Source organism: Streptomyces sp. NPDC005492, from assembly GCF_040605995.1.
Classification (GTDB): Bacteria; Actinomycetota; Actinomycetes; order Streptomycetales; family Streptomycetaceae; genus Streptomyces.
This window is the reverse complement of sequence record NZ_JBEXDX010000031.1, coordinates 67,985-87,143: the sequence shown is the minus strand read 5'-3', so window position 1 is coordinate 87,143 and position 19,159 is coordinate 67,985. Positions and strand designations below refer to the sequence as shown.

The 19,159-nt window shown below is 70.3% G+C and carries 20 protein-coding genes; 14 read left to right on the top strand and 6 right to left on the bottom strand.

Going from position 1 to position 19,159, the window contains the following annotated elements; genetic code table 11:
* Positions 1–5: 5 nt before the first annotated feature.
* A complete protein-coding gene (locus ABZT04_RS32260; protein WP_356060519.1) occupies positions 6–815 on the bottom strand; it encodes a class I SAM-dependent methyltransferase in 810 nt (269 codons plus the stop codon).
* Between the two features lie 393 nt (positions 816–1,208).
* Between ABZT04_RS32260 and rpsA the strand changes: the two genes are divergently transcribed.
* From rpsA to ABZT04_RS32235, 5 genes are all read left to right on the top strand, one after another.
* Entirely contained in the window at positions 1,209–2,717 is a 1,509-nt protein-coding gene (gene rpsA, locus ABZT04_RS32255; RefSeq protein WP_356060501.1) for a 30S ribosomal protein S1, read from the top strand.
* 232 nt (positions 2,718–2,949) lie between these two features.
* Positions 2,950–4,476: a flavin monoamine oxidase family protein gene (locus ABZT04_RS32250; protein ID WP_356060518.1), complete on the top strand. Its 1,527-nt coding sequence runs from the start codon at positions 2,950–2,952 to the stop codon at positions 4,474–4,476.
* Between the two features lie 149 nt (positions 4,477–4,625).
* On the top strand, positions 4,626–5,564 hold the full coding sequence (locus ABZT04_RS32245; RefSeq protein ID WP_356060500.1) for a PAC2 family protein: 939 nt from the start codon (positions 4,626–4,628) through the stop codon (positions 5,562–5,564).
* Between the two features lie 45 nt (positions 5,565–5,609).
* A complete protein-coding gene (coaE, locus tag ABZT04_RS32240) occupies positions 5,610–6,230 on the top strand; it encodes a dephospho-CoA kinase (RefSeq protein ID WP_356060499.1) in 621 nt (206 codons plus the stop codon).
* 66 nt (positions 6,231–6,296) lie between these two features.
* A complete protein-coding gene (locus tag ABZT04_RS32235; protein WP_356060498.1) occupies positions 6,297–6,677 on the top strand; it encodes a tetratricopeptide repeat protein in 381 nt (126 codons plus the stop codon).
* A gap of 7 nt (positions 6,678–6,684) precedes the next feature.
* On the opposite strand, the gene ABZT04_RS32230 is transcribed toward ABZT04_RS32235, so the two are convergent.
* Positions 6,685–6,951 carry a DUF6343 family protein gene (locus tag ABZT04_RS32230; RefSeq protein ID WP_356060497.1) on the bottom strand — a complete coding sequence of 89 codons (267 nt, stop codon included), beginning with the start codon at positions 6,949–6,951 and terminating at the stop codon, positions 6,685–6,687.
* A 70-nt stretch (positions 6,952–7,021) separates the two neighbouring features.
* Between ABZT04_RS32230 and ABZT04_RS32225 the strand changes: the two genes are divergently transcribed.
* The 3 genes from ABZT04_RS32225 to ABZT04_RS32215 all read left to right on the top strand — a co-directional run bounded on the left by ABZT04_RS32225 (position 7,022) and on the right by ABZT04_RS32215 (position 9,332).
* Complete coding sequence (locus ABZT04_RS32225) at positions 7,022–7,942, top strand: acyltransferase domain-containing protein (protein ID WP_356060496.1); 921 nt, start codon at positions 7,022–7,024, stop codon at positions 7,940–7,942.
* Positions 7,943–8,072: 130 nt separating this feature from the next.
* Complete coding sequence (locus tag ABZT04_RS32220) at positions 8,073–8,765, top strand: class I SAM-dependent methyltransferase (protein ID WP_356060495.1); 693 nt, start codon at positions 8,073–8,075, stop codon at positions 8,763–8,765.
* Positions 8,766–8,873: 108 nt separating this feature from the next.
* A complete protein-coding gene (locus tag ABZT04_RS32215) occupies positions 8,874–9,332 on the top strand; it encodes a DoxX family protein (RefSeq protein WP_356060494.1) in 459 nt (152 codons plus the stop codon).
* Between the two features lie 78 nt (positions 9,333–9,410).
* Here ABZT04_RS32215 and ABZT04_RS32210 read toward each other — a convergent pair whose 3' ends face one another.
* A complete protein-coding gene (locus ABZT04_RS32210; RefSeq protein WP_356060493.1) occupies positions 9,411–9,926 on the bottom strand; it encodes an RNA-binding S4 domain-containing protein in 516 nt (171 codons plus the stop codon).
* 102 nt (positions 9,927–10,028) lie between these two features.
* Here ABZT04_RS32210 and ABZT04_RS32205 point away from each other — a divergent pair, with 102 nt between their 5' ends.
* Together ABZT04_RS32205 and pip are read left to right on the top strand one after the other, a co-directional pair.
* Positions 10,029–10,721, top strand: a complete 693-nt coding sequence (locus tag ABZT04_RS32205; protein ID WP_356060492.1) for a uracil-DNA glycosylase — start codon at positions 10,029–10,031, stop codon at positions 10,719–10,721.
* A gap of 30 nt (positions 10,722–10,751) precedes the next feature.
* On the top strand, positions 10,752–11,714 hold the full coding sequence (gene pip / locus ABZT04_RS32200) for a prolyl aminopeptidase (RefSeq protein ID WP_356060491.1): 963 nt from the start codon (positions 10,752–10,754) through the stop codon (positions 11,712–11,714).
* Positions 11,715–11,763: 49 nt separating this feature from the next.
* On the opposite strand, the gene ABZT04_RS32195 is transcribed toward pip, so the two are convergent.
* On the bottom strand, positions 11,764–12,429 hold the full coding sequence (locus ABZT04_RS32195) for a GntR family transcriptional regulator (RefSeq protein ID WP_356060490.1): 666 nt from the start codon (positions 12,427–12,429) through the stop codon (positions 11,764–11,766).
* Positions 12,430–12,613: 184 nt separating this feature from the next.
* Between ABZT04_RS32195 and ABZT04_RS32190 the strand changes: the two genes are divergently transcribed.
* Positions 12,614–14,086, top strand: coding sequence for an NCS1 family nucleobase:cation symporter-1 (locus ABZT04_RS32190; RefSeq protein WP_356060489.1), 1,473 nt, complete (start codon positions 12,614–12,616; stop codon positions 14,084–14,086).
* A 5-nt stretch (positions 14,087–14,091) separates the two neighbouring features.
* The gene (locus tag ABZT04_RS32185) at positions 14,092–14,811 is read left to right on the top strand and encodes an aspartate/glutamate racemase family protein (RefSeq protein WP_356060488.1); all 720 of its coding nucleotides are present in this window, start codon (positions 14,092–14,094) and stop codon (positions 14,809–14,811) included.
* A gap of 106 nt (positions 14,812–14,917) precedes the next feature.
* On the opposite strand, the gene ABZT04_RS32180 is transcribed toward ABZT04_RS32185, so the two are convergent.
* Both ABZT04_RS32180 and ABZT04_RS32175 read right to left on the bottom strand, forming a co-directional pair.
* Entirely contained in the window at positions 14,918–15,394 is a 477-nt protein-coding gene (locus ABZT04_RS32180; RefSeq protein WP_356060487.1) for a GNAT family N-acetyltransferase, read from the bottom strand.
* Positions 15,391–15,807 (bottom strand): RidA family protein, encoded by a 417-nt coding sequence (locus tag ABZT04_RS32175; RefSeq protein WP_356060517.1) that lies wholly within the window; start codon positions 15,805–15,807, stop codon positions 15,391–15,393. Before ABZT04_RS32175 ends, ABZT04_RS32180 begins: the two co-directional genes overlap by 4 nt.
* Positions 15,808–16,371: 564 nt before the next feature.
* Here ABZT04_RS32175 and ABZT04_RS32170 point away from each other — a divergent pair.
* The gene (locus ABZT04_RS32170) at positions 16,372–17,139 is read left to right on the top strand and encodes a nucleotidyltransferase domain-containing protein (RefSeq protein ID WP_356060486.1); all 768 of its coding nucleotides are present in this window, start codon (positions 16,372–16,374) and stop codon (positions 17,137–17,139) included.
* Between the two features lie 148 nt (positions 17,140–17,287).
* Positions 17,288–19,150 carry an FUSC family protein gene (locus ABZT04_RS32165; RefSeq protein WP_356060485.1) on the top strand — a complete coding sequence of 621 codons (1,863 nt, stop codon included), beginning with the start codon at positions 17,288–17,290 and terminating at the stop codon, positions 19,148–19,150.
* Positions 19,151–19,159: the final 9 nt, after the last annotated feature.

The window sequence follows — 19,159 nt, the reverse complement described above, 5'->3', positions numbered from 1 at the left end:
CTGCGTCAGTCGCGTTCGCACACGAAGATCGTCGTCCCGGGGATCAGGTTGCCGCGCAGTGGCGACCAGCCGCCCCACTCGGCCGTGTTCCAGGACGGCCACTCCGGCTCGACCAGGTCCACCAGGCGCAGGTCCGCCGCCACGATGTCCCGGACACGGTCACCGAGAGTCCGGTGGTGTTCCACGTAGACCGCGCGGCCGTCGTCGTCCTGCTCGACGTACGGCGTGCGGTCGAAGTAGGAGGCGGAGACCGTCAGTCCCTCGGGGCCCGGCTCGTCCGGAAACGCCCAGCGGATCGGGTGCGTGGTCGAGAAGACGAACCGGCCGCCCGGCCGCAGCACCCGGCGCACCTCGCGCAGCACCAGCACCGGGTCGGCGACGAACGGGAGTGCCCCGTACGCCGAGCAGGCCAGGTCGAAGGAGTTGTCCGCGAAGGGCAGCGCGCCCGCGTCGGCGCACACCAGAGGGAACGATCCGCCGATCCGCAACGCGTGCTGGAGCTGGCGGTGGGAGAGGTCCAGGGCGACCGGACGGGCGCCCTGGGCGGTCAGCCAGCGCGAGCACTGGGCCGCGCCGGCGCCGATCTCCAGGACGTCCTTGCCCTTCAGCTCCTCGGGCGGGCCGAGGAGCTCCGCCTCGACCTCGTCGAGACCCTCGGGGCCCCACACGAAGCGGTCGTCGCCGAGGAACGTGCCGTGCTCGACCTGGTAGTCGTCCGCGTTCCGGTCCCACCAGCCCCGGTTGGCGCGGGAACTCTCGGTGACGTTGGCGTCACGCCGGGTGGCTTCCGGTTCGGACGTATCGGGCTCTTGGATGATCGGCTCCCTCGTCGTACTCTTCCGTCACCTCTACGGTGCGGTCGTCCTGGCGGCGTCACTGAAGAGGTGCGTCAGGCATGCGTGGCCTCGCGGGACATGTTTTGTGCCGGGTATGCGGCGATCCGCCCCGGGTGTGCGCCTTCGCGCATTGACCCTGCCTGGCCGCCCCCGTATGCTACAAGTTGCGCTGCGGGCCTGCGCACCTCAGACGTAGCAGGTTGCGCTCGCATCTGTATGTATGTCCCCTCGGTTTTCGAGGCGCCACCGGACACCTGGTGTTCCGGATCGGCGCTTCCTTGGCTGTCCGGCCTTCTGCAGAGCGAAGCGAAAAAGGCTCTCGGCGTGAGCAGTACCTACGACTTCAATGTCCGTACCGGAGCCCTTTCCCACATGACGAGCAGCACCGAGACCACCGCCACCACCCCGCAGGTTGCGGTCAACGACATCGGTAACGAGGAAGCTTTCCTCGCCGCGATCGACGAGACGATCAAGTACTTCAACGACGGCGACATCGTCGACGGCGTCATCGTGAAGGTCGACCGGGACGAGGTCCTGCTCGACATCGGTTACAAGACCGAAGGTGTCATCCCGAGCCGCGAGCTCTCGATCAAGCACGACGTCGACCCGAACGAGGTCGTCAAGGTCGGCGACGAGATCGAAGCCCTTGTTCTCCAGAAGGAGGACAAGGAAGGCCGCCTGATCCTCTCGAAGAAGCGCGCACAGTACGAGCGCGCGTGGGGCACGATCGAGAAGATCAAGGAAGAGGACGGCATCGTCACCGGTACCGTCATCGAGGTCGTCAAGGGTGGTCTCATCCTCGACATCGGCCTCCGTGGCTTCCTGCCGGCTTCTCTCGTCGAGATGCGCCGTGTTCGCGACCTCCAGCCCTACGTGGGCAAGGAGCTCGAGGCCAAGATCATCGAGCTGGACAAGAACCGCAACAACGTGGTCCTGTCCCGCCGTGCCTGGCTGGAGCAGACCCAGTCCGAGGTCCGCCAGACGTTCCTCACGACCCTCCAGAAGGGTCAGGTCCGCTCCGGTGTGGTCTCCTCGATCGTCAACTTCGGTGCCTTCGTGGACCTGGGTGGCGTCGACGGTCTGGTCCACGTCTCCGAGCTGTCCTGGAAGCACATCGACCACCCCTCCGAGGTTGTCGAGGTCGGCCAGGAAGTCACCGTCGAGGTCCTCGACGTCGACATGGACCGCGAGCGCGTCTCCCTGTCGCTGAAGGCGACCCAGGAAGACCCGTGGCAGCAGTTCGCCCGCACCCACCAGATCGGCCAGGTCGTGCCCGGCAAGGTCACGAAGCTGGTTCCGTTCGGTGCGTTCGTCCGTGTGGACGAGGGCATCGAGGGTCTGGTGCACATCTCCGAGCTGGCCGAGCGCCACGTGGAGATCCCGGAGCAGGTCGTCCAGGTCAACGACGAGATCTTCGTCAAGGTCATCGACATCGACCTCGAGCGTCGCCGGATCTCGCTGTCCCTGAAGCAGGCCAACGAGTCCTTCGGTGCCGACCCGGCCTCGGTCGAGTTCGACCCGACGCTCTACGGCATGGCCGCGTCCTACGACGACCAGGGCAACTACATCTACCCCGAGGGCTTCGACCCCGAGACCAACGACTGGCTCGAGGGCTACGAGACCCAGCGGGAGGCGTGGGAGCACCAGTACGCCGAGGCGCAGCAGCGCTTCGAGCAGCACCAGGCGCAGGTCATCAAGTCCCGCGAGGCCGACGCCCAGGCGGCGGCCGAGGGTGTCGACACCCCGGGTGCGGCTCCGGCCGCCGCCGGTGGCGGCGGCGGCGGTTCGTACTCCTCCGAGGGTGCGGACACCTCCGGTGCGCTGGCGTCCGACGAGGCGCTCGCTGCCCTGCGTGAGAAGCTGGCCGGCGGCCAGAGCTGATCACTGAGCAGTAGCTCGTGACTGAGGGGCCGTACCTTTCGGGGTACGGCCCCTCAGCCTTTTCCCAACTTGCAGAAACGTGCGGGATACACCCGTAACTGTCGTGCCGTAACCGGCCGTTGGCAGGCTTCCCCGATCAATCATGATCGGAAAGGGGAGCCGGACCATGGCAAGCAACCAGAGCCGACGTGCTTTTCTGCGGAACGTGGGCCTCACCGGTGGCGCGGGCACCATGTTCGCCACCATGGGGGCCCTCGGACTCGCCCCCACCGCGCAGGCCGCCCAGCGGGAACAGCCCTTCCGCGCACTGAACGCCGGTGACTTCACGCTCACCGGACGCGCCGCGGCCAAGGTCGTCATCGTCGGCGGCGGTATCGCCGGGCTGACCACGGCGTACGAATTGGGCAAGGCCGGTTACGACTGTACGGTCCTGGAGGCCAGGGACCGTACCGGCGGCCGCAACTTCACCGTGCGCGGCGGCGACACGACGACCGACCTCTACGGCAACCGGCAGACCGCCCGTTTCGCCGACGGGCACTACATGAACTGCGGTCCCGCGCGGATCCCGCAGTGGATGGTGACCCTCGACTACTGCCGTGAACTCGGCGTCCCCATCGAGGTGTTCACCAATGTCAACGCGGACGCGTACCTCTTCAACGAGTCGACCGGCATGACGAAGCCGATGAGATATCGGACCGCGAAGGCCGATGTCTACGGCTATGTCTCCGAGTTGCTCGCCAAGGCCACCGACAAGGGCGCCCTGGACAAGGAGTTGACCGCCACCGACCAGGAGAGGCTCGTCGACTTCCTCAAGGACTGGGGCGAACTCGGCGACAAGCTGACCTACGAGGGCGGCTCGAACCGCGGCTACACCACCTGGCCGGCCGCCGCGGGAACCCCGGGCGTGCTGCGCGGGGACATCCCCACCGCCTCCGAGACCTTCGCCAGCGCCGTCGGCCGGTACTTCTCCTTCGAGTTCGAATTCGACCAGGCCATGCTGATGTTCCAGCCGGTCGGCGGCATGGACCAGATCCCCAAGGCCCTCACCAGGGCAATCGGTTCGCATCGCATCCGCACCGGGGCGGTCGTCTCGAAAATCACCGACAAGGGGAGTGGTGTTTCCGTCACCTACACCCAGGGCGGCCGGACGAAGGTGGTCGAGGCCGACTACTGCGTCGGAGCCCTCCCGCCGAACATCCTCGCCAGGATCCCGCACAACCTGGGTACCGGAGTGCAGACCGCCCTGGAGGCCATCACCCCGTCGTCCGCCGCCAAGATAGGCCTGGAGTACAAGTCCCGCTGGTGGGAGCTGGACCACCGGATCTACGGCGGTATCACCGAGACCGACCAGGACGTCACCCATATCTGGCACCCTTCGTACGGCTTCCACGGTGAGCGGGGCGTCCTCATCGGGTACTACAACTACGACGACGACGCGGACTCCTACGCGAAGCTCACCCCGAAGGGGCGCGAGGAGCGGGCGGTGGCCGCGGGAGTGAAGATCTACGGCGAGAAGTACCGCAGCGAACTGGCATCGTCCTTCTCCCACCACTGGCGTCAGACGCCTCATCTGGAGGCCGCGTGGCACGACACCCCGGGTGGCCCCGACGACGCCCGCTACAAGCCGCTCAACGAACCCACCGGACGCGTCTACTTCGCCGGCGACTGGCTCAGCTACATGGACGCCTGGCAACACGGCGCGTTCACCTCCGCCCGCAGGGCCGTGACCGCACTCCACGCGCGCGTGCTGTCCTCGTGACACCGGGGCTGTGACCTGGGTGCTCTCCCGGTGCCCCGGGGGAGCGGAGCATGAAAAGCCCGTAAGAGGCGCCTGATCAGGGGCATGGGTGGGAATGCCCATGCCCTGGAGGGCGTTGTGCAGTACGAACACGAGGAGGAGCGGTAACAGTGCTTGATCCGCAGGGTTTGTACGCATGGGAGCCGAAGGGCCTGGCCGTCGTCGATGTGGCGCTCGCCCAGGAGTCGGCCGGTCTTGTCATGCTCTACCACTTCGACGGATACATCGACGCGGGCGAGACGGGCGACCAGATCGTGGAACGCCTGCTCGACACGCTGCCCCATCAGCTCGTGGCCAGTTTCGACCACGACCGGCTCGTCGACTACCGCGCCCGCCGCCCGCTGCTCACCTTCAAGCGGGACCGGTGGACCGAGTACGAGGAGCCCACGCTCGACGTACGGCTGGTCCAGGACGCCACCGGAGCCCCCTTCCTGCTGCTCTCCGGCCCCGAGCCGGACGTGGAGTGGGAGCGCTTCGCCGCGGCCGTCCAGCAGATCGTGGAGCGGCTCGGCGTCCGCCTGTCCGTGAACTTCCACGGCATCCCGATGGGCGTTCCGCACACCCGCCCCGTGGGTGTCACTCCGCACGGCAACCGCAACGACCTCGTCCCGGGCCACCGCAGCCCCTTCGAGGAGGCGCAGGTCCCGGGCAGCGCCGAGGCGCTCGTCGAGTACCGCCTCATGGAGTCCGGCCACGACGTGCTGGGCGTCGCCGCACACGTCCCGCACTACATCGCCCGCTCTCCGTACCCGGACGCGGCCCTGACCGTCCTGGAGGCCATCACGGCGGGCACCGGGCTGGTCCTGCCCGGCATCGCGCACTCCCTGCGCACCGAGGCCCACCGCACCCAGACCGAGATCGACCGCCAGATCCAGGAGGGCGACGAGGAGCTGGTGGCGCTCGTCCAGGGTCTTGAGCACCAGTACGACGCCGCCTCCGGCGCCGAGAGCCGCGGCAACATGCTCGCCGAGCCGGTCGAGATCCCGTCGGCGGACGAGATCGGGCAGGAGTTCGAGCGCTTCCTGGCGGAGCGCGAGGGGGACAACTAGTGGTCGCCGGGTGCCGCGCAGCCGGCAGGCCCTAAGCTTCGGCTCATGCTGAAGGTGGGCCTGACCGGCGGTATCGGCGCCGGCAAGAGTGAGGTGTCGCGGCTGCTCGTCGCGCACGGTGCCGTGCTGATCGACGCCGACCGCATCGCACGCGAGGTCGTCGCGCCCGGAACTCCCGGGCTCGCGGCGGTAGTCGAGGCCTTCGGCGAGGACGTGCTCGGTGCGGACGGCGGCCTGGACCGGCCGAAGCTCGGCTCCATCGTCTTCGCCGACCCCGAGAAGCTCGCCGTCCTCAACTCGATCGTCCACCCCCTGGTCGGCCGCCGCTCCCGCGAACTCGAAACCGAAGCGGCCGACGACGCCGTGGTCGTCCACGACGTACCGCTTCTCGCCGAGAACGCCCTCGCCGCGCTGTACGACCTGGTGATCGTCGTCGACGCGAGCCCGGAGACCCAACTCGACCGGCTGGTACGGCTGCGCGGCATGACCGAGGAGGACGCACGCGCGCGTATGGCCGCCCAGGCGACGCGCGAGAAGCGGCTTGCCATCGCCGACATCGTCATCGACAACGACGTACCCCTGGAGGCGCTGGAGCGGCGCGTACGGGACGTATGGGCCGAACTCGTGCGCAGGGCGCACGCGCCCCAGCAGCCACCCCAGGAATAGCGGACCTCAGGAATAGCGGTCCTCCCTCCGGGCGTTGAAACGTGCGAGTGAGGGAAGGACTTTGCCGTGCCCGAGAACAGCGGAACGACCGGACGTACTCCGGAGACGCATGTCATCGACTTCCGCGCCGCCGAGCAACTGCTCGCCGCGCGGGACCCGCGGGGCGCGGTGAAGCTGCTCGACGGCGTCATCGACGCGCACCCGGAGAACACCGCCGCCCGCCTGCTGCGCGCGCGTGCCTTCTTCGCCGCCGCACAACTGCGCCCCGCCGAGCTGGAGTTCACCATCGTCCTGGAGCGGGAGCCGGACAACGCCTTCGCGCACTTCGCGCTCGCCCGCACCTACGAGCGGCAGGGACGCGGCGACCAGGCCAAGCGGCACTTCAGGCTGGCGGCCGCACTCGACCCCAATCCGCAGTACCTGAAGGCCGCCCGCTTCGACGCGTAGGCGGCTCTCAGGGGTAGCGGTGCTCCGGCGGGCGGTACGGCGGGATGTCGGGGCCCGGCTGGTAGTGCGGGCCCTGGCGCATATGTCTGAGGATCATGGTCATGTCGATCGTGACGACCAGCCACAGCACCCCGCAGGCCGCCGCCCACCCGGGGCGTCCGACGAGGGCGAACGCGGCCGTGCCGAAGATCGTCCAGACCAGTCCCCACACGCTCAGCCAGAAGCGCGCCCGCAGCGGACTGCGCGCGGTCATCGGCTCACTGCCCGTACGCATCGGGATCACTACTCCTGCTTTCAACGTACTCTTCGGCTCGGACGTTCTCCACAGGGAGGGGAAGCGCACTGTGCTGCCGGACGCCGACGAACTGCCCGAGATCCTGCTCGACCTCGCGGTGCCCCACGAAGACATCAACGAACTGGTCCGACTGCGCCGGGTGTTGGCGCGGGACACCGGCGCGATGCGACTCCTGGAGGAGTGCGCCGGGGAACTGGTGAAGGACATCGGAGAGCACGGCCACTGGTCCCGGCTCACCGAGCTGCTCCTCGCCCGGCTGCCCGAGGCCCCGCCGGAGATCGGCGCCTACTTCTCCGTGTACGTGTTCGTCGCCGCGCTGCCCAGCACGCGCGCGTACCACCGCGAACGCGGTATCCCCGCCGATGTCTCCCGGCGCACCCTCGCCGACCTGGGCCGCAACATCGCGGTGCACCGCAAGCGGTACGGCAGGGGAGGGGTGCCCGTCCCGCAGTGGCTCGTCCCGCACTTCCGCGGCGAGCTGTACCAGCTCGGGCGGCTCCAGTTCGAGCGGGCCCGGCTCGGGGAACGCACCGCTGAGGCGCTCACGGCGGCCGGGCTGGACGCGGAACCGGGGGCACCCTGCCTGAACCTGCACATCCCCGACTTCCAGGGACCGCTCTCACCGGCCGCCTGCGACCGCTCGCTGGAGCCGGCCCGCGCGTTCTTCGCCCGGCACTTCCCCGAGGAGCGCCACGCGATCGTGGTCTGCCACTCCTGGCTGCTCGACCCGCAACTGAGGAAGTACCTGCCCGGCGAATCCAACATCGTCCGCTTCCAGGAGCGGTTCCGGGGGATCCGCGAGGACACGGAACCGGCCGACAGCGAGCCGCTCCGGTTCGTCTTCGGCGAGCCGGATCTGCCGGTGGAGGAGCTGCCCCGGCGTACCTCAGTGGAACGGGCGGTCGGCGATCATCTGCGGGCGGGCGGGCACTGGTACCTCGGGCACGGGTGGTTCCCGCTCGGAGCCTGACCGGCCGGAGCGTCGTCGACGGCGCCGCCCGCAGTGTCGTCAACTGTTCCCGTTCCAAGGGGAATTGACTCGTACGGGTGAACCAGTACGAGTCGGGAACGGGCGTGCGGCCGCGGGCCGTTGGACGGGCATGCGAATCGAAATGCGTGAGGGGTACGAGGGGACAGGGCCCGGGGCGATCACCCCGGACGGCTGCGCGGTGGAGCTGTACTCGCGGCTTCCCGTGGGAGAGGAGCCGGACATCGTGGCGGCGGCCGTGCCGGCGGGTGCGCGCATCCTGGAGCTGGGCAGCGGGGTCGGGCGGATGACCCACCCCCTCCTGGAGCGCGGATTCACGGTCACGGCGGTCGACGAGTCCGCCGAGATGCTGGAGCGCGTCCACGGGGCACGCACGATATGCAGCCCCATCGAGGACCTGGACCTGGGCGAGACCTTCGACGTGGTGACGCTCGCGTCGTTCCTGGTGCACGCCGGGGACGTCGAGGTGCGGCGCGGACTCCTGCGGACCTGCGTGCGGCATGTCGCGGCGGGCGGCTGCGTACTGATCCAGCGGGAGGGGGAGAACTACCACTCGGATCTGCCGCGCGAGCGCGTCGACCCCAGCGGCTTCACCGTGCGGATGGTGTCGGCGGAGCCGGTCGGGGACGGGGTCAACTCGGTGCACGCGGAGTATGTGTTCCCGGACGCGGTCTGGACCCAGACCTTCCTGGCCCGGCCGTTGACGAAGGACCAGTTCGAGCAGGCGTTGGCGGAGGCGGGGCTCAAGGTGGACAGCTATCTGACACCGGACCGGGTGTGGGTGCGGGCGGTGCCGATGGAGTGACAGACCAAGGGACGGACGGGAAATCCCGTACGGCGGCGATGAGTTCCCGAGTGGACGGCGGTCTATCTCTGTGACAGCAACACGGACCGCTTCCCGCAGGAGAACCCCATGTCCGAGACCGCCGCTCCCCTCGCTTCCGCACACTCCGGCACCGTCGTCGTCGCCGAGTCCACGACCGCCCGCGGGCGCCGCGCCCGGATCGCGCTGCGTGCCCTCCAGGTGCTGCTCGCCCTGTTCTACGGCATCGCGAGCGCGCTGCCCAAGCTGATCGCGCACCCCTCGGCCGTGGAGGCCTTCGACAAGATCGGCTGGGGCAGCGGAGCCATGTACACCATCGGCGCACTCGAACTGGCCGGAGGCGTCGCGCTGTTGGTCCCGCTGCTGCAGTCGGTCGCGGCGACCGCGCTCAGCGCGCTGATGGTGGGCGCGTTCCTCGTGCAGATGACCGCCTTCCACGGTCAGAACGCGGCGACACCGCTGATCCTGATCATCCCGCTCGCCCTGATCGCCTGGGCACGCCGAGGTCAGAACGCGGAGTTGCTGCGGCTGGTACGACGACGGGCGTGATCCGTGGCGTATCGCTGTGGCTACGGCTGAGCGCAGGGCAGTGGTGGCATCCGGTGGGCCGAGGGCCCGGGCCGGATGTCACCGTTGCGTGTCGCGGTGGGGGCTGGGAGGGATGCCGGGGGCGCCGCGCAGGCGTTCCATCTCGCGGCGGTCGCGCTTGGTGGGGCGGCCGGTACCTCGGTCGCGGATGCCGGCCGGGGCGACGGCCTCGCGGGGCGGGGGCGGCGGGGAGTTGTCGACGTAGCACTGGACGGCGACAGGGGCGCCGACCCGCTTGCGGATCACCTGCTTCACGATGACGACGCGTTCCCGGCCCTCGTGGCGCAGGCGTACCTCGTCGCCGACGTGGACGGAGTGGGCGGGCTTCACGCGCTCGCCGTTGACGCGGACGTGGCCCCCCTTGCAGGCGGCGGCGCCCATGGAGCGGGTCTTGACCAGCCGCACGGACCAGATCCAACTGTCGACGCGGACGCTCTCACCGGTAGCGGGACCGGCGGCCTTCGCGGCGGCCACGGCGGCGTCGGGCGTGGGAGCGGGCGCCACCGTGCCCGTTCCGTCGTCCTTGCCGGTCTCGTCCACTCCCTCGGAAGCCATGCCTCGACCTTAATGCCCCGAGCCGGCCGGCTCCGGCGGATTTCGGACGAGGCAGCCGCCCTCACCCCGCCCGGATACAGGCGATCGTCCTACGGTGGGGACATGAACCTGTCCGACCTCGACCGCCGGATCACCGAGTGCCGGGCCTGCCCCCGCCTGGTCGCCTGGCGTGAGGAGGTCGCCCGCACCAAACGCGCCGCCTTCGCCGACTGGACGTACTGGGGCCGCCCGGTACCCGGCTTCGGCCCGGCCGACGCACCCCTGTTGATCATCGGCCTGGCGCCCGCCGCGCACGGCGCCAACCGCACCGGCCGGATGTTCACGGGCGACCGCTCCGGGGACGTCCTGTACGAGGCCCTGTACGACCTCGGCCTCGCCTCGCAGCCGACCGCCGTGAGCGCCGACGACGGCCTGGAGCTGTACGGCGTGCGCATCAGCTCGCCGGTGCGCTGCGCCCCGCCTGAGAACAAGCCCACCCCCACGGAACGCGACACATGCCGGTCCTGGCTCGTCGAGGAACTCACCCTGTTGCGGCCGACGTTGAAGGCCGTGGTCGTACTCGGCGCCTTCGGCTGGCAGGCGGCGCTCCCCGCGTTCGCGGCGGCGGGGTGGGCGGTGCCGAGGCCGAGGCCGGTGTTCGGGCACGGGGCGCGTGTACCGCTCGGCGGCCTCGACCTCTTCGGCTGCTTCCATGTCAGCCAGCGCAACACCTTCACCGGGAAGCTCACCCCCGTGATGCTGCGGGACGTGCTGCGCACGGCGGCCGGGGCGGCGGGGCTGACGACCGCGCCGTAGCGAGGACGAGCCCGGGGATAGGGTCGACGGATGGGCCTTTACCCCGAGATCGAACCGTACGACCACGGCATGCTCGATGTCGGCGACGGCAACCTCGTCCACTGGGAGACCTGCGGAAACCCGCACGGCAAGCCCGCGGTCGTGCTGCACGGCGGCCCGGGGTCGGGCTGTTCACCGTACTTCCGGCGCTACTTCGACCCCGCCGTGTACCGGATCGTGCTGCTCGACCAGCGCGGGTGCGGTCGTTCCACACCGCACGCGAGCGCCTACGACACCGACATGAGCGTGAACACGACGGACCGTCTCCTCGCCGATCTGGAGCTGCTGCGGCGGCACTTGGGCATCGAGCGGTGGCTGGTGTGGGGCGCGTCGTGGGGGTCGGTGCTCGGGCTGCGGTACGCGCAGACGTATCCGGGCGTGGTGTCCGAGCTGGTGCTGACCTGCGTCGCCACCGGCTCCAACCCCGAAGTGGCCCTGCTGACCAGGGGACTTGGGAAGCTCTTCCCGGAGGCGTTCGAGCGGTTCATCGGTGAGCTGCCCGCCGGTGAACGCGACGGGAACCTCGCCGCCGCCTACAACCGGCTCCTCGAGTCGCCCGACCGGCCGGTGCGGGAGCGGGCCGCGTGCGCCTGGACGGACTGGGAGACGGCGATCGTCCCCGCGCCGCCGCGATCCGAAGAGCGGTACGAGGACCCGGAGTTCCGCATGGGCTTCGCCCGCACCGTCACGCACTACTTCGGCAATGACCACTTCCTCGGCGCGGGAAACGACGAGGGCGTCGTCCTCAGGGACGCGCCTCTACTCAAGGACGTCCCCGGCACCCTCGTCCAGGGCAGCCTCGACCTCGGCAACCTCACCGGTGTCGTCTGGCGGCTCCACCACGCCTGGCTGGGCAGCGAGTTGGTGCTCGTGGACGAGGCCGGGCACAACGCGGGTGCGCCGGGTGTCGCGGCGGCGTTGGTGGCGGCGACGGACAAGTACGCCCGCCGCTAGGCCGGTTGGCCAACCGACGCGGGCCGCCGCGACAGGTGTCGCCTACCGCCTATTGCTCTGCATCCCCGAAGAGGTGGCGCACGGTGGAGCGGTAGTTCGCCTGTACGTGGCTGAGTGCGTGGGCGCGGGCGCGGTCCGGGTCGCCGGAGGCGATGGCCTCGTACAACTCCTCGTGTTCGGTGAGGAGTTGGGGCCACTCCTCGTTCTGGCGGGTGAGCCAGCGCAGTCGGCCGTCGACCGGTTCCATCACGGAGATCAGCAGGCTGTTGCCGGCCAGGGCCAGGATGCGGTCGTGGAAACGGGTGTTGACGTCGGTGATCGCCTCGGCGTCGTCGGACCTGGTGGCCGTCGCCGCACTGGCCAGCAACTCCCGTAGTTCGGCGAGTGCTTGAGGAGTCGCGCGGGTCGCGGCGAGTCCGGCCGCGTACACCTCCAGCGCCTCGCGCAGCTCGAACAGCTCCTTGACGTCGGTCGGGGTCAGCCGTCGTACGACCGTGCGGCGCGCCGACTCGAAGAGGACGAAGCCCTCCGCGACCAGGGCACGGATCGCCTCCCGGACCGGCACCCGCGAGACGCCGAAACGCTCGGCCAGCTCGCGCTCCACCAGCCGGTCGCCGGGGCGGAGGCGACCGGCGATGATGTCCTGCCGAAGGGTGGCCAGGACGCGCTCGCGCACCGCTCCGAGGGGTTCGATCTTCGCTGTCGTGGAGCTCATGGGGCCATCTTCGCCGACTCCGGGAGTGTTTTACGGAGCGTTAACAGCGGTGACATCGGTCGGAACGGTTGACGGGAGGACTATGGCGGCAGTTTGGTATACCAAACGACATCGGTAGCCGTCCTGCTCTCCTCCTGGTTCCCAGCTCCTCCCAGCACCTCCGTCCCCTTGCCCTGGAGGCCCCGTGTCCCTCGCCGACCGTGCCGAAGCCACCGGCACACCAGCGTTCGTCCCCCACCCCCGGCTCACCAACGAAGACCTCGCCCCCGCCGGCAAGCGCAACTGGAAGGTCTTCGACCTCTTCGCCATGTGGATGTCGGACGTCCACAACCTCGGCAACTACACCTTCGCCGCAGGCCTGCTGGTGCTCGGCATGAACGTCTGGCAGGTCTTCACCTCCCTGCTCGTCGGCTTCGTGCTCATCTACGTCGGCATGAACTGGATGGGCAGGATCGGACAGGCCCACGGCGTCCCGTTCCCGGTCGTCAGCCGCATCAGCTTCGGCGTCTGGGGCGCCAACATCCCGGCCCTCATCCGGGCCGTGATCGCCATCATGTGGTACGGCATCCAGACCTACCTGGCCTCCGTCGCCGTCAATGTGATGCTGCTGGCCGCCTGGCCGGGACTGGAGTCCTGGACTCACCACTCCTTCCTGGGACTCGACGCCCTCGGCTGGGTGTCCTTCGTGTCGCTGTGGCTGATCCAGGCGGTGATCATCAGTCAGGGCATGGAGTCCGTACGGAAGTTCCAGGATTTCTGCGGCCCGGCGATCTGGCTGGTGATGATCGCGCTGGCCGTCTGGGTGCTGTCGAAGGCGGGTTGGAGCATCTCGCTCACCTCGACTCCGCACCCGGTCTCGTTCGGTGAGCAGTGGCGGCAGTGGTTCGGCGCGATCGGGCTGATCCTCGCCACCTACGGCACGCTGATGCTCAACTTCTGCGACTTCTCCCGCTTCGCGCCCGACTACAAGACCGTGCGGCGCGGCAACTTCTGGGGTCTGCCCATCAACTCCACCGCGTTCGTGGTCGTTTCGGTCATCGTCACGGCGGGCTCGCTGGAGGTCTGGGGCCAGGCGATCACCGACCCTGCGGAGTTGGTCGCCAAGGTCGGCAACACCTGGGTGATGGTGCTGGGCGCGCTGACCTTCGCCGTCGCCACCATGGGCGTCAACATCGTCGCCAACTTCGTCTCACCGGCGTACGACCTCGCCAACGTCTGGCCGCAGAAGATCACCTTCAAGATCGGCGGCATGATCAGCACGGTCGCCGCGCTGGTCGTGACGCCCTGGAACCTCTTCTCCAACCCGACCGTCGTCAACTACTTCCTCGGCGGACTCGGCGCCTTCCTCGGCCCGCTGTTCGGCGTGATCATGGTCGACTACTACCTGGTCAAGCGCGGCCGTATCGACGTCGACGAGCTGTTCGACGCGACCCCCGGCTCCCGCTACTACTACCGCAAGGGCGTCAACCCCAAGGCCCTGTGGGCCTTCCTGCCCTCGGCGGCCGTGGCGGCGGTGCTCGCGCTGGTGAAGACGTTCAGCGATGTGGCCCCGTACTCGTGGTTCATCGGTACGGCACTGGGCGCGGGCCTGTACCTGCTGATCTGCCGGACCGAGCGAGCCGCTGTCGAGCCCGTTCCCGAACCGGTGGAGGTCTGAGCGGAGTGCGCATCGTCGTCACCAACTGCAACACCACGCAGGAGATGACCGAGGAGATCGTACGAGGTGCCCGGGCCGCCGCAGGCCCGGGCACCACCGTGACCGGGCTGACCCCCGCGTGGGGGCCGGAATCGGCGGAGGGCTGGCTCGACAGCTACCTCTCGGCGGCGGCCGTCATGGACCTGCTGCGGACCTACGACGGCCCGTCCTACGACGCCGTCGTCATGGCCGGCTTCGGGGAGCACGGGCGGGAAGGCGTCCGGGAGTTGGTGGACGTACCGGTCGTCGACATCACCGAGGCGGCCGCCCATCTGGCCTGTCTGCTGGGCCGGCGGTACGGCGTCGTCACCACGCTGGAACGCTCCCGCGGCCAGATCGAGGACAGCCTGGAGCTGGCCGGGGTGGGGCGGAACTGCGCGGCGGTCGTGGGGACGGGGCTGAGCGTCCTCGACCTGGGGGGTGACCCGGACCGCACGGAGACAGCGTTCCTCACGGCGGCGGAACGGGCGTGCGCCGCCGGGGCTGAGGTCCTGGTGCTGGGCTGCGCCGGGATGACGGGGTTGCAGCGGGCGGTGGGGGAGAAGCTGGGACTGCCGGTGGTGGACGGGGTGGGGGCGGCGGTGAAGCTGGCGGAGTCGTTGGTGGGGCTGGGGTTGCGGACCAGCAGGGCGGGGAGTTACGAGCGACCGGTACCCAAGAGGAGGGCCTGGGGACAAGCGCCCTAGGCGGCGCGGGGCTGAATCGACATGCCGCCCCGCCGCGACCGGCCAGGTCACGTGCCACACCGCCCCCTGGTGCAATCCGCCCGGCCGCGCCCTGGGCGCCCCGCACCTACGACTTGGGCTCCCACACATACCGCACGTCCGGCTCCCGCTCCTCGTTGGTGCTGCCGTCCGTGTACTCGACGGCGACGAAGCCATGACGCTCGTAGAAACGGTGGGCGGGCTTGTTGACCTGGAAGGTCCACAGATGCAGGCCTCCCGGACTCCGCTCCTTCGCGAGCCCGACGAACCGGTCGCCGAGGCCCCGCCCGCGCCATTCAGGGTCCAGGTACAACTGGGACAGCAGATCACCGTTGATCACCATCAGCCCCACGATCCCGCCGTCGTCCCCCGCGTCGGCCACCCAGATCTCGCGCAGCGGCACGACGACGTCCCGGAAGTAGTCGCGTACATCGTCGTCGGAACGCGGTCTGACCACGGTCGGCAGCGCGGCGGAGAACGACCGCAGCCACACGTCGGCGGCGGGGCGGGCGTCGGGGGCAGTGGCTCGGCGGAGCGTGACGGCGGTGTCGGCGGCGGGGCTCATGGCTGTGCCCCCTCCTCCGGTACCACGGCGGTCGCCGTGATCTCCACGAGCTGGCCCGTGTACCCGAGGCAGGCCACGCCCAGGAGGGTGGAGGAGTGCGGTCCCGCGCTGAGCCCGGACGCCTCGACCGCCTCCCAGACGGCGGACAACACGGAGGGTTCGCCACTGACGACGTACACGTCCGTCGCCACGACATGCCCCAAGTCGCTGCCCACCGACCGCAGTTGCTCCTTGAGATTCACGAGCACCTGCTCCGCCTGCCGCACCGCGTCCCCCTCACCGACCACCTTGCCGTCGGCGTCGAGCGGCACCGCTCCGGCGAGGAAGGCGAGCTTCGTACCGGCTTCGACGATGGTGGCGTGGGAGTACGTGGGCGGTGGGAAGAGGGCTGGGGCGGTGACACGTTCGAGCACGGGGTCTCCCGGGAGCGGCTTGGCGGCGGGCGTCGTGGTGCGGGACATCAGCGGACCATGTGGACGGTGGCGCCCGCATCCGCATTTCCGCCGCCGGAGCAGCTCCTCCGCAGTGGCCCGCCCGGTGCTCCCGAGCCGGCTCGGTCCGGTCGCGATCCGGGTCAGTACCTCCCGGCGCCTGCGCCGGGCGGCGGCCCGGGCCGTGGCGGATCGTCGTGCGGCAGCGGCGGACGCTGCTCGGAACTCCTTGCTCCGCTCGACGGCCTCGACGCGCTCGACGCGGTAGAGCCGGGTGCGTGGGGCCGCCCGGAGATGGGGATTGACTCGTAACTGATCGGGTTCGCCGAGCAGTTGGCGGACCATTGCGGCCGTCCATCCCCGAGCGTGCAGCCCGGCCACGGAGAGATGCGTACGAGCCGACCCGGCGTCGTCGCCGTCCTCCGGTCCCTGCTCCTGCCCGCTCCCGCTCGTCTTGTACGCTGCCATCGACTGCTCCCCGTGGTGACTCTCAGTGACCATTCCATTGAAGCGCGCGCCACTGACAATCGGCTTGGAGCCGTAGCCATGCCCATGTTCGACGACGACGCCGAGTTTCTCGACGCGACCGCCGACCGTCTTGCCACGCTCCCCACCGTCCGGGCCGTGGCCCTCGGCGGTTCCCGTGCTCAGGGGACCCATCGGCCCGACAGCGACTGGGACTTGGCGGTCTACTACCGGGGCCCCTTCGATCCCGCCGACCTCCGCGCGATCGGTTGGGAAGGCGAGGCCTCCGAGGTCGGCGGCTGGGGCGGGGGTGTCTTCAACGGCGGTGCCTGGCTGACGGTCGACGGGCGGCGGGTCGATGTGCACTATCGCGATCTGGACGTGGTGGAGCGGGAGTTGGCCGAAGCGGGGGAAGGGCGGTTCCGGGTGGAGCCGTTGCTGTTCCATCTCGCCGGGATCCCGAGCTATCTGGTCGTCGCCGAACTGGCGATCAACCATGTGCTGCGGGGTGAACTGCCGCGCCCGGACGCCTATCCCGAGAAGTTGCGGCGCGCCGCCGCCGAGCGCTGGCACGGCACAGCCCGGGCGACTCTCGCGTACGCGCAGGCCAACCACGTCCCGAAGGGCCGCCTCACCGAAGTCGCCGGCGCGCTCGCCGTGGCCGCCGTACAGGCCGGGCACGGTGTGCTGGCGGAGCGGGGGGAGTGGGTGACGAACGAGAAGCGGTTGCTGGAGCGGGCCGGGCTGCGGCCCGTCGACGACATCGTGGCGGGGCTGCGCGCGGAACCGGACGTGCTCGCTCGTGCGGTGTCCGGCGCGGAAGACCTTTTCTCGGCGTTGCGTTCATAAAGAAAGCACCGCTACCGCCAACCTTCACACCGTCGAAATACGAGCGGCCCGTCCCGCACAAGTACGCGATCTACCGTGGACACCACACCCCGAGCCCGGCCACCGTCGCCCGAAGGCACACCCCCGCCCTCGTCAGGACAGGAGCCCTGTGTCGTCCCGTCGTCCCGTCGCGTTCTCCCTCCCGCCCTGGCTCGCCCACACGCTCCGGGCCCAGCGCGGCCCGGTCCCCTGGAGCGCGGTCACGCGGGGGGCGTTGGCGGCCGGGCCGCTTCTCCTCGCCGCCGTGCTGGTCGACCGGACGTCCCTCGGGGTGCTGGCCGCGCTCGGGGCGATGCTCGCCGGGATCAACGACCGGCCCGGCAGTCGGCGGGCCTCCGTCAAGCGGCTCGGTGGGCCCGCGGTGGCCGGAGGCGCGGGGCTGCTGATCGGGACCTCCGCCGGGCAACATCTCGGAGCGGTGCCGCTGACCCTCCTCCTCACCGGGATCGGGCTGGTCGCCGGAGGGCTCAGCGCCATCGGACCGGTCGCCTCCGGTGCCGGTACCCAACTCCTCGTCGCCTCCGCCATCGGCGCCGGAATGCCCCTCCCCGAGCCGGGATGGCAGCGCGCCCTCGCGTTCCTCGCCGGGGCCGCGTGGCTGGTCGGGCTGCGGCTGGCGCTGCCCACGCCCGGTGCGCTCGCCGGTGACTACCGGTTCGACGGCGAGCGGGACGCCGTAGCCGCCGTGTACGACGCGATCGCCACGCTGCTCGACGCCACCGGTGGGCCGGACGCGACGGACCGGCGTGCCGCGCTCACCGCCGCGCTCGATCACGCGCAGGACGCCCTCGCGGGGCCCCGGCTGCGGCGCTACGCCAGTTCCGCCGCCGAGCGGCGGCTGCACGGGCAGTACGCCGCCGCGCTGCCGTTGGCCGAGGCCGCGACCGCGCTCGCCTGGGCGGGGGAGGCCGTGTCGGCCCGGGCGGGCGAAGGGCCGCGCCGGCTCGCCGCCGCCGTACGCGACAACACGCACACCGGGCCACTGCCCGCGCCCCACCGTGCCGGCCCCGCCCTGCGCGCCCTCGACGACGCCCTGCTGCACGCCGCCGACGCCTTCGACCAGGCGGAGGGGAGTGACCTGCACACGCGTAGGCGGACGCCGATCGACCTGCTCCGTACGGCATTTGGGGCAGGGGGAAGGGAGTATGGGCTGCGGGTCGCCCTCTGCTTCGGCGTGAGCGTGGCCGTCGCGCAGGCCCTGAACCAGAGCCGCTGGAACGGGCTCCAGGAGCACTGGTACTGGCTGCCCGCCACCGCCGTCTTCCTCGTCAAGCCCGACCTGGGGCCGCTCGCCTCGCGGGTGCTGTGCCGGGCGGCGGGGACCGTGCTGGGGGCGCTGGTCTTCGCCGGGTTCGCCGCCGTGCTGCCCCGGCCGGAGGGGCTGGTCGCGCTGGTGGCGCTCAGCGGTGCGCTGATTCCCGTCGCCACCCGGCACTTCGCCGCGCAGACCGCCGTCGTCACCGTCCTGGTGCTCTCCCTCGTGATGGTCGGCGGGGAACCGCAGGCCTCCGCCGGCCGGATCGGTGAGACGTTGCTGGCCTGCGCGATCGTGCTGATCGTCGGGCATCTGCCGATGCCGGGGAAGCGCGGCGGGGGCGTGCGCGCCCGGCTCGCGGCGGCGGGCGACGCCGCGCACGCCTACCTCGTGCACGTGCTGAACGAGTCCGACGACCGCGCCGCACGCTGGACCCTGCGCCGCGAGGCCTACCGCACGCTCGCCGAGGCCCGCGGCGCCATCGCCGTCTCGGCCGCCGAACTCCCCGCCCTCGCCCGGCACACGGAGGGCACCGACGAGGTCGCCGCCGTCCTCGAACGCCTCGTGGACACCACCACCGCCTGCGCCGTCCACCTCGACGACACGGGCCGACTCACACACCGTCACATCGAGCAACTCACCGAACTGCTGGAGGAGTTCGAGCGGGGGCGGGGGCGCGTGGGGCTGCGTGCGATCGAACTGCCGGTCGCCGTATAGCGACTTCGG

Coding starts and splice junctions, on each gene's coding strand:
- ABZT04_RS32205 (WP_356060492.1), top strand. CDS start 10,029: ATGAACCTGTCCGACCTCGACCGCCGGATCACCGAGTGCCGGGCCTGC.
- pip (WP_356060491.1), top strand. CDS start 10,752: ATGGGCCTTTACCCCGAGATCGAACCGTACGACCACGGCATGCTCGAT.
- ABZT04_RS32170 (WP_356060486.1), top strand. CDS start 16,372: ATGCCCATGTTCGACGACGACGCCGAGTTTCTCGACGCGACCGCCGAC.
- coaE (WP_356060499.1), top strand. CDS start 5,610: ATGCTGAAGGTGGGCCTGACCGGCGGTATCGGCGCCGGCAAGAGTGAG.
- rpsA (WP_356060501.1), top strand. CDS start 1,209: ATGACGAGCAGCACCGAGACCACCGCCACCACCCCGCAGGTTGCGGTC.
- ABZT04_RS32180 (WP_356060487.1), bottom strand. CDS start 15,394: ATGAGCCCCGCCGCCGACACCGCCGTCACGCTCCGCCGAGCCACTGCC.
- ABZT04_RS32195 (WP_356060490.1), bottom strand. CDS start 12,429: ATGAGCTCCACGACAGCGAAGATCGAACCCCTCGGAGCGGTGCGCGAG.
- ABZT04_RS32250 (WP_356060518.1), top strand. CDS start 2,950: ATGTTCGCCACCATGGGGGCCCTCGGACTCGCCCCCACCGCGCAGGCC.
- ABZT04_RS32220 (WP_356060495.1), top strand. CDS start 8,073: ATGCGAATCGAAATGCGTGAGGGGTACGAGGGGACAGGGCCCGGGGCG.
- ABZT04_RS32230 (WP_356060497.1), bottom strand. CDS start 6,951: ATGCGTACGGGCAGTGAGCCGATGACCGCGCGCAGTCCGCTGCGGGCG.
- ABZT04_RS32210 (WP_356060493.1), bottom strand. CDS start 9,926: ATGGCTTCCGAGGGAGTGGACGAGACCGGCAAGGACGACGGAACGGGC.
- ABZT04_RS32215 (WP_356060494.1), top strand. CDS start 8,874: ATGTCCGAGACCGCCGCTCCCCTCGCTTCCGCACACTCCGGCACCGTC.